This window comes from Pradoshia sp. (assembly GCF_051873915.1).
Classification (GTDB): domain Bacteria; phylum Bacillota; class Bacilli; order Bacillales; family Pradoshiaceae; genus Pradoshia.
In genome coordinates, this window is sequence record NZ_JBJEFJ010000143.1 from 1 (window position 1) to 7900 (window position 7900).

Consider the following 7900-nt stretch of genomic DNA (forward strand, 5'->3'; position numbering starts at 1 on the left):
GCGCGTCCCCTGTGAGAGTAGGACGTTGCCGGGCAAGCAGAAACCAGTTCAGTAGTGAACTGGTTTTTTGTATTTTCCGGACATTCAAAATGGCGTCATTAGGGTTTTTTAAAGATTTCACATAAAAAGCGAGATATCTCCTTGCTCAATACAAAGCATAAGAGAACCAAAATGATTTCCTGGGAAAAGATTACAAATTTTAATCTAAGCCTTAATAAAAATCCCCTTCTTTATCCTTCATCCAATCCCTGATAAGCAGAGGTATTTTGAACTCAGCTACCTCCATTAATCCTTTTATAAACGGTAGATCATGATGTCCCATCTCTTTAAACAGTTCGGTCCACCAGTCTATTTCATAGCGGGCAATCATACTGAGATTGTATAAAAGTAAATACATTACAAGCAGATCCGGCAGTTGTTGGCATGTCTCATCTTTCTGCAGGGAAAGTGTATACATATCTGAACGGCAGTCATAGCGAAAGGGCAGCCTCGTCCTTCTCTCATTCGTAAAAGACTCTCGTAAGCCTATTTTAAGTAACTTATCTTCTCCTGCCACTCTTTCGTAGTCTATAGGAAGCTGCCATTTCCCTTCAGCATGCTGAAGGAATCTCTCGAGTGTCATATGGTAATGGTCGAGTACTTCCTGGCCGATATGAAAAGCACCCTCCTGAAAGGATACGGTGAGATGAGAGGTTTGTCCCTTCATTCTGGTGAATAGTGTACTGAGTTCAGGAATCTCTTTTAGGAGAGTTATCATGGAATGTTTTTCTTCTGCAGGTTTCATGTGGAACATTTTGCTTGTTAGGTGGGTAAATAAGCCGTTTCTTTGTATTTTGACTTCATCCATGAGAAACTCATACTGTTGCTTCTTTTTTTTGCGAGTTGAGACACCATGGGCAAGGACAGCAGTAGTTTCTGGATAATTGGGGTCAAAGATGAGTACACATGCTTTTAGCAGATGGGTCAATCCATAATATAAGAGCAAGGGTTTAATTTGATCAGGTGTCATGGAAGCCTGTTTCAGATAGAGAAGCCCATTTTCTACATAGGAGATAAAAGGATAGCAATTCGAGAAGCTATATTGGGCAGCGTCGGATAAGTTTTGCTTTTGATAGGCCTTAAGCAAGTATTTTTGCGTATAGCTTGCAGAGTAGAATGGAAGGTATGTTTGCATATATATATCATCTTTATGGACCATGGAATCACCTTTAATTAATTTGAATTATCTTACAAATTGTTATTTCCTTGACACTAGTTTGTCCAATTGATAATCTACAAATAAATTTTTTTTTAGGAATGGAGGAAGGCAAGTATGTGGAACGATAAATTTTCCAAAGAAGGTTTGACCTTTGATGATGTACTATTAATTCCTGGTGAGTCAGAAGTCCTGCCGAAGGACGTATCTTTAAAGGTGAAACTTGCAGATAAATTAAACTTAAACATTCCTATTATTAGTGCGGGTATGGATACAGTAACTGAGTCAGGGATGGCTATTGCGATGGCAAGGCAAGGTGGCTTAGGCGTTATTCATAAGAATATGTCTATTGAACAGCAGGCTGAACAGGTCGATAAGGTTAAGCGTTCTGAGAATGGCGTTATTACTAGACCATTTTTCCTTACACCAGAGAATCAGGTATATGATGCAGAGCACCTAATGGGCAAGTATCGTATTTCTGGGGTACCAATCGTTAATAATACGGATGAGAAGAAATTAGTCGGTATTATTACGAACCGTGACCTTCGTTTCATTCATGATTATTCCATGTTAATTGATGAGGTTATGACAAAAGAAGATCTTGTTACAGCTCCTGTTGGAACTAGCTTAAAGGAAGCAGAATTGATTCTTCAAAAGCATCGAATTGAGAAGCTTCCACTAGTTGATGATGCAGGCGTATTACAAGGCTTAATCACGATCAAAGATATTGAGAAGCTTATTGAGTTCCCTAACTCCTCTAAAGACGAATATGGCCGTCTATTAGTTGCTGCTGCAGTAGGTGTAACAGCTGATACGATGAAACGTGTTGAGATGCTTGTACAGGCCGAGGTAGATGCAATTGTCCTAGATACAGCGCATGGCCATTCAAAGGGTGTTTTAGAAAAGGTTGCTGAAATTAAAGCAATGTATCCGGAGCTTACAGTTATTGCAGGGAACGTAGCGACAGCAGCTGGGACAAAAGCATTGATAGAGGCTGGAGCTGACGTAGTTAAGGTTGGTATTGGACCAGGCTCCATTTGTACAACTCGTGTAGTTGCAGGTGTGGGTGTTCCTCAAATCACAGCTGTATATGATTGTGCGACAGAAGCACGTAAGCATGGCAAAACCATCATTGCAGATGGCGGCATCAAATATTCTGGTGATATCGTGAAAGCACTTGCTGCAGGCGGCCATGCAGTTATGCTTGGAAGCATGCTTGCCGGTGTAACAGAAAGCCCAGGTGAAACAGAAATCTTCCAAGGCAGAAGATTTAAAGTTTACAGAGGCATGGGCTCAGTAGCAGCGATGGAAAAAGGTTCGAAAGACCGTTATTTCCAAGAGGATGCTAAGAAGTTCGTCCCAGAAGGCATTGAAGGACGTATTCCTTATAAAGGGCCATTAGCTGACACGGTTTATCAGTTGATTGGCGGCTTGCGCTCTGGTATGGGCTATTGCGGTACGAAGGATCTTGAACAGCTTCGTGAAAATACACAATTTGTGAAGATGTCCGGAGCTGGATTAAGAGAGAGTCATCCACATGATGTCCAAATTACAAAAGAAGCGCCAAATTACTCATACTAATAGGTTGAAATGATAGACAGGGTTTAGGACTCTGTCTATTTTTTTTGATTTGTTTGTGATACAATAACTAAGCGTTTAGACGACGACAAACAAAGATAACCAGGGGGGATATACTTGAGACAGGCAAAACAACTAACCTCTTTGCTTGCGGTGTTAACACTACTTTTGACATGTGTCTTTTCATTTCCAGCCAATAATGCGTATGCTGCTGAAGATGATGAATTAGGATTAAGTGCTGAGGCAGCCATTTTAATAGATGCAGAGACAGGACAAATCCTATATGAAAAAAATGCGGACAAGCTGCTAGGTGTAGCTTCCATGTCCAAGATGATGACAGAATACCTTGTTTTAGAAGCGATAGACAAAGGCAAAATTTCTTGGGATCAAAAGGTCACAATTGATGAGTATGTCCATAAACTCTCGGCTGCGCCTGGTTTATCCAATATTGGGCTGACACAGGGCGAGACATATACGGTTAAGGAATTGTACGAGGCTATGGCAATTTTCTCCGGTAACGCGGCAACAGTAGCTCTTGCTCAGCTAGTCGGAGGAACGGAAAAGAACTTTGTGAAATTGATGAATGAAAAAGCGAACGAGCTTGGCCTAAAGGATTATAACTTCGTTAACTCCTCCGGCTTGAACAATAGCAGCTTGCTTGGGGAATACCCTGCAGGAAACGAAGATGATGAGAACTTAATGTCTGCTCGTGCAACAGCGAAGCTTTCTTATCAATTACTGAAGGATTACCCAGAAGTGCTTGATTATGCAAAGGTTCCTCGTTTGAAATTCAGAGACGGCCGCACATATGATAACTTCAACTGGATGCTCCCTGGACTAATTTATGAGTACGAGGGTGTAGACGGGTTGAAAACTGGTTCCACAGAATTCGCTGGAGCATGCTTCACTGCAACGGCTGAAAAGAATGGACAACGTTATATTTCTGTGGTTATGAAAACAGACAGCAAGAACTCACGTTTTACTGAAACGAAAAAAGTGCTCGACTATGCATTCAACAACTTTACAACAGAAGAAATCCTTGCAAAGGGATATCAAGATAAGAGCCAAAAAACAGTTGGCGTATCAAAAGGTAAAGAAGATTCTGTTGCAATCAAGACAAACAAAGCTGTCGAGCTGGTCGTGAAAAACGGCGAGGAAGAGAATGTCAAAACGAAGCTCGTTATCAATAAAGATAAGCTTGATGAAGACGGCAATCTAGTTGCTCCAGTCAAAAAAGGTGACAAAATTGGTTACCTAACAGTGGAGACTGACAATAATTATGGAACAATCACAGGTGACAGCAAAGGCGTTCGCGTTGATGTTGTTGCAGCTGAGACAGTTGAGAAGGCGAACTGGTTTGTGTTATCCATGAGAGCCGTTGGCGGTTTCTTCGGTGATATGTGGGGAAGCATTACTGGTGCTGTAAAAGGCTTATTCTAATTTTTTAGGTTTTGATTGAATATTTCCTACACATCGGTGTATGATAAATAATACAATGATGAATATAATAAGGCGTTGACGAGAACTAGTAGCTAGAACCTATATCTTCAAAGAGAGCCAGTGGTTGGTGCAAACTGGCGGTATACTCTAGCGAATCCATCTCAGAGCACGGCATGGAAACTCTCATACATTGAGAGGTGTAAATGTCCGTCGGGTTTAAGCCCGTTATCAATTTGAGGTGAAAAGCATTCGTATGCTTTTAACTAGGGTGGCAACGCGGAATAGAAACTTCCGTCCCTTTTTGGGACGGGAGTTTTTTGTATGTTTAAGACGTTTAAAGGAGGAATTTAGAATGCTTGATGTAAAACAATTACGAGCGAATCTTGAAGAAGTAAAAGTAAAGCTGCAGCATCGCGGCGAGGATTTAAATGATCTGGATAAATTTGAGGATCTTGATAAACGACGCAGGGAGCTTATTGTTGAAACAGAGCAATTAAAGAGCAGAAGAAATGAAGTATCCCAGCAAATCGCCATCATGAAGAAAGAGAAACAGGATGCAGATGCACTTATTAAGGAAATGCGTGAAGTCGGCGAGAAGATTAAAGGGTTCGATACAGAGCTGAGAACGATTGAGGAAGAATTAGAAAATATCATGCTCACCATTCCGAACATCCCTCATGACAGTGTTCCAGTCGGCGATTCTGAGGATGAGAACGTTGAAACACGTAAATGGGGAGAGGTCAGAGACTTTGGATTTGAGCCAAAGCCTCACTGGGAAATCGCAGCTGATCTTGGCATCATTGACTTCGAACGGGCTGGAAAGGTAACTGGAAGTCGATTCGTTTTCTATAAGGGTCTGGGAGCAAGACTTGAGCGTGCCCTTGCAAGCTTTATGCTGGACCTTCATGTGGAGGAGCATGGATATGTTGAAATGCTTCCGCCATACATGGTTAATCGTACAAGCATGACAGGCACTGGCCAGCTTCCTAAGTTTGAAGAGGATGCTTTCTTGATCAACAGCGAGGATTATTTCCTCATCCCGACAGCAGAGGTTCCTGTCACAAACTATCACCGTGATGAGATTTTAAACGGGGAAGAGCTCCCGATTAATTATGCTGCTTACAGTGCATGCTTCCGTTCTGAAGCTGGTTCTGCTGGGCGTGATACACGCGGACTTATTCGTCAGCACCAGTTCAACAAGGTTGAGCTCGTGAAGTTTGTTAAACCGGAAGATTCTTATGATGAACTAGAGAAATTGACAGGTCATGCGGAGAAGGTTCTCCAATTACTTGGCTTGCCATACCGTGTCTTGAAAATGTGTACGGCTGACCTAGGTTTCACAGCTGCGAAGAAATATGACCTAGAGGTTTGGATTCCAAGCTATGAGACATACCGCGAGATTTCTTCTTGCAGTAATTTCGAGGCCTTCCAGGCACGCCGTGCAAATATCCGTTTCCGTCGTGAGCCAGGTGCTAAACCAGAGCACGTTCATACGTTGAATGGATCTGGATTGGCAATTGGCAGAACAATTGCTGCCATTCTAGAGAACTACCAGCAGGAAGATGGTTCTGTCCTTATTCCAGAGGCATTACAGCCATACATGGGCGGCAAAAAAGCCATCACAAAAGAAAATGCTCAATAAGAGCTTAAATAAAAAAGGATGCCATAATGGCATCCTTTTTTATATCGGTGATTAGATTTTGCGCAGCTTTTCTGATTGCTCCATATGCTCGGATACTTTATGCAAAATATCATGAATGGCATTTGGGTCCTCATTCAAGTCATATTCATTGATGTTGAGGCGGAGAATTGGGCAGGCATTAAAGGAATTAATCCATTCCTCGTACCGTTCGTGCATTTCTTTCCAATAATCAAGCGGTGTTTGCTGCTCCATTTCTCTCCCGCGAATCTGAATGCGTTTGATGATATCATCTAGAGAGCCTTCAAGGTAGATCAGTAAATCTGGATGAGGGAAGTAAGGTGTCATTACCATGGCCTCAAACAAGCTCGTATAGGTCTCGTAATCGGTAGGAGACATTGTTCCCTTGTCATAATGCATTTTCGCAAATATACCTGTGTCTTCGTAGATGGAACGGTCTTGAATAAAGCCGCCTCCATATTCGAAGATTCTCTTTTGCTCCTTATAGCGCTCAGCTAGGAAGTACACTTGAAGATGGAAGCTCCATCGGGAGAAGTCAGCATAAAAGCTATCGAGGTAGGGATTCGTATCAACCTTCTCGAAGGATGTTCGGAAGTCAAGTGCCTCCGCAAGGGCTTTTGTTAAAGTGGATTTTCCAACACCGACGGTTCCGGCTATGGTGATAACGGAATTCTTCGGAATGTGGTAGTTATGAAGGTGGCTCATGAACAAACTCCTTTTTGCAATTGATTGGATACAGACGTTAGGATGTAATCAAGATCATTTTTACGAAGGACAAAGTCAATCTCATCTCCGTTGAAGCGAAGAACCGGAATATCTGGGTGGGCTGCTTCGAACTCATTCATGAAGACAGCATAATCCTCTGAGAGCTGCTTTAAATATTGGTGACTGATATTCTTCTCAAACTCGCGTCCGCGCAGGGAAATTCGGTCAAGCAGGGTATCGAGACTTGCATCCAGATAGATGACCATATTCGGCCTTGGCATATCGGCAGTTAAAATAGAATAAATGTCCTTATATTTATCGAACTTTGCATCCTTGATCGTACGCTGGGCAAATATTAAATTTTTGAATATATGATAGTCTGCGACGACAGGCTTATGTTCTTGGATATACTTTAATTGAATATCCTCAAGCTGTTTGAAACGATTGCAGAGGAAAAACATCTCTGTTTGAAAGCTCCACTCCTCGATATCATCATAAAATTTGCCGAGGAAGGGGTTTTCATCTACGATTTCCTTCAAGAGCTTGAAATCAAGATGATTGGCAATCGCTTGGGCTAGGGTTGTTTTTCCGACACCGATTGGACCTTCGACTGTTATAAATGGAGTATTGGTCAAATTGGAGGCCCTCCTTATATATGAAAAAATTTTACTATGATAAAGACCGTCTTTTATTGTACCATATAGAAATATAATTTCGTTATTGTTTAATTTCATTCTTTATACCTAAACGCTGTGAAAGTGTGAATACATATATGTGAAAAAATGATGCAAGGGGAATAAACCGATGAACCAAGATGAACTTTTTATGGAGGCCGCAATTGAACAAGCCAAGCTTGCGCTGGAGAAAAGGGAAGTACCGATTGGAGCTGTCATAGTCAAGGACGGGAAAATTATCGCCTCTGCCCATAACCTTCGGGAAACCAATCAAAATGCCACAGCCCATGCAGAGGTGCTGGCTATTACGAAGGCGTGTGAAAAACTTGGGACGTGGCGGCTTGAGGGGGCGACTCTTTATGTGACATTGGAGCCATGTCCGATGTGTGCTGGGGCGCTGATCATGTCCAGAGTCGACAGAGTGGTGTACGGAGCGAAGGATCCAAAGGGCGGGTGTGCAGGTACTTTCATGAACCTGCTTGAGGATGAGCGCTTCAATCACCAATGCGAGGTACGTTCAGGTGTATGTGAGGATACTTGCGGGGGAATGCTGACATCCTTCTTTAAAGAATTACGTGAACGGAAGAAAAGGGAAAGAAAGAAGGAAGCCGAAACGGACATGCAGGAAAAGGAAAACTGACTCGATGG

At 42.3% G+C, this 7900-nt stretch carries 7 protein-coding genes and 1 other annotated feature; of the genes, 4 read left to right on the forward strand and 3 right to left on the reverse strand.

Annotated elements, in window-relative coordinates:
* Positions 1-211 precede the first annotated feature (211 nt).
* On the reverse strand, positions 212-1174 hold the full coding sequence (locus ACI35L_RS13010) for a YaaC family protein (protein WP_197089965.1): 963 nt from the start codon (positions 1172-1174) through the stop codon (positions 212-214).
* A gap of 138 nt (positions 1175-1312) precedes the next feature.
* Here ACI35L_RS13010 and guaB point away from each other — a divergent pair, with 138 nt between their 5' ends.
* The 3 genes from guaB to serS all read left to right on the forward strand — a co-directional run bounded on the left by guaB (position 1313) and on the right by serS (position 5855).
* Positions 1313-2776, forward strand: coding sequence for an IMP dehydrogenase (gene guaB / locus ACI35L_RS13015; RefSeq protein ID WP_049672640.1), 1464 nt, complete (start codon positions 1313-1315; stop codon positions 2774-2776).
* A 114-nt stretch (positions 2777-2890) separates the two neighbouring features.
* Positions 2891-4213 (forward strand): serine hydrolase, encoded by a 1323-nt coding sequence (locus ACI35L_RS13020; RefSeq protein WP_053103783.1) that lies wholly within the window; start codon positions 2891-2893, stop codon positions 4211-4213.
* Positions 4214-4279: 66 nt separating this feature from the next.
* Positions 4280-4515: a binding site (T-box leader), on the forward strand.
* Between the two features lie 50 nt (positions 4516-4565).
* Complete coding sequence (gene serS / locus ACI35L_RS13025; RefSeq protein WP_049672639.1) at positions 4566-5855, forward strand: serine--tRNA ligase; 1290 nt, start codon at positions 4566-4568, stop codon at positions 5853-5855.
* Positions 5856-5906: 51 nt separating this feature from the next.
* On the opposite strand, the gene ACI35L_RS13030 is transcribed toward serS, so the two are convergent.
* Positions 5907-6578 carry a deoxynucleoside kinase gene (locus ACI35L_RS13030; protein WP_049672638.1) on the reverse strand — a complete coding sequence of 224 codons (672 nt, stop codon included), beginning with the start codon at positions 6576-6578 and terminating at the stop codon, positions 5907-5909.
* The gene (locus tag ACI35L_RS13035; RefSeq protein WP_049672637.1) at positions 6575-7213 is read right to left on the reverse strand and encodes a deoxynucleoside kinase; all 639 of its coding nucleotides are present in this window, start codon (positions 7211-7213) and stop codon (positions 6575-6577) included. The genes ACI35L_RS13030 and ACI35L_RS13035 overlap by 4 nt, the downstream gene beginning before the upstream one ends.
* Before the next feature lie 169 nt (positions 7214-7382).
* On the opposite strand from ACI35L_RS13035, the gene tadA reads away from it, so the two are divergent.
* Positions 7383-7892 carry a tRNA adenosine(34) deaminase TadA gene (gene tadA, locus ACI35L_RS13040; protein WP_049672636.1) on the forward strand — a complete coding sequence of 170 codons (510 nt, stop codon included), beginning with the start codon at positions 7383-7385 and terminating at the stop codon, positions 7890-7892.
* The last annotated feature ends 8 nt before the right edge of the window (positions 7893-7900 follow it).